Annotated in this window: 2 rRNA genes; both read left to right on the top strand. The window is 42.2% G+C overall.

Annotation, left to right across the window (positions count from 1 at the left end):
- Window positions 1-158 precede the first annotated feature (158 nt).
- A 5S ribosomal RNA gene (gene rrf / locus ACFSUF_RS22870) occupies window positions 159-275 on the top strand.
- A 381-nt stretch (window positions 276-656) separates the two neighbouring features.
- Window positions 657-716: ribosomal RNA gene (locus tag ACFSUF_RS22865) — 16S ribosomal RNA — on the top strand; the annotation flags it as partial.

Here is a 716-nt window from a genome sequence, read left to right as displayed (position 1 = left end):
AAATACTCTGAATGAACAGAGTCTGCGCAGACTTACACTTTACTTCACATCCAGTTTTCAGGGATCAAGACACAGATGCGAACACCGGCAAGCCCGGTCGAACATCGTTCTCGATCTACAGCGCTTGGCGGTGCTGTAAACCTGAATATGTTTTTCCGTTTGGTAACAATGGCGAAAGGGAACCACGCGTACCCATCTCGAACACGACCGTTAAGCCTTTCAACGCCGATGGTACTTGGACCGCAGGGTCCTGGGAGAGTAGGACGTTGCCAAGCACAATAGAGAGACCTTGGTTCTCTAAGGTCTCTTTTTTGTTTTCTAATTTTAGTTAGCTGTACTAGAAGTTCCCTTCAAGATTACTTGTATTACAGTCCTAAATATACCATTGCTTTATGTTCTGGTGCGTGTTACATTATATTTCTGTCTTCGACGGATTAAGTTAAGAAATTACATGAAAACTCAGTTCTAAGTAACTGGTATAAAATACAAGTTGCATTATGACTAGTAAACATGGTATATTCTTATTCCGGCCGCAAAACATAAGGTTGGGTGAGCAAGACAGTTTGATCTTTGAAAACTGAACATCGAGCGAATAAGAAGTCACTGACAGTGACTTAAATAAATGTCAGCTTTAGAATGAGCAAGTCAAACGAACTTTTATGGAGAGTTTGATCCTGGCTCAGGACGAACGCTGGCGGCGTGCCTAATACATGCAA

Source organism: Paenibacillus gansuensis, from assembly GCF_042684925.1.
Classification (GTDB): Bacteria; Bacillota; Bacilli; order Paenibacillales; family DY6; genus Paenibacillus_N; species Paenibacillus_N gansuensis.
Note: the sequence above shows the minus strand (reverse complement) of the source record. Positions and strands in the feature narration are given on the sequence as shown.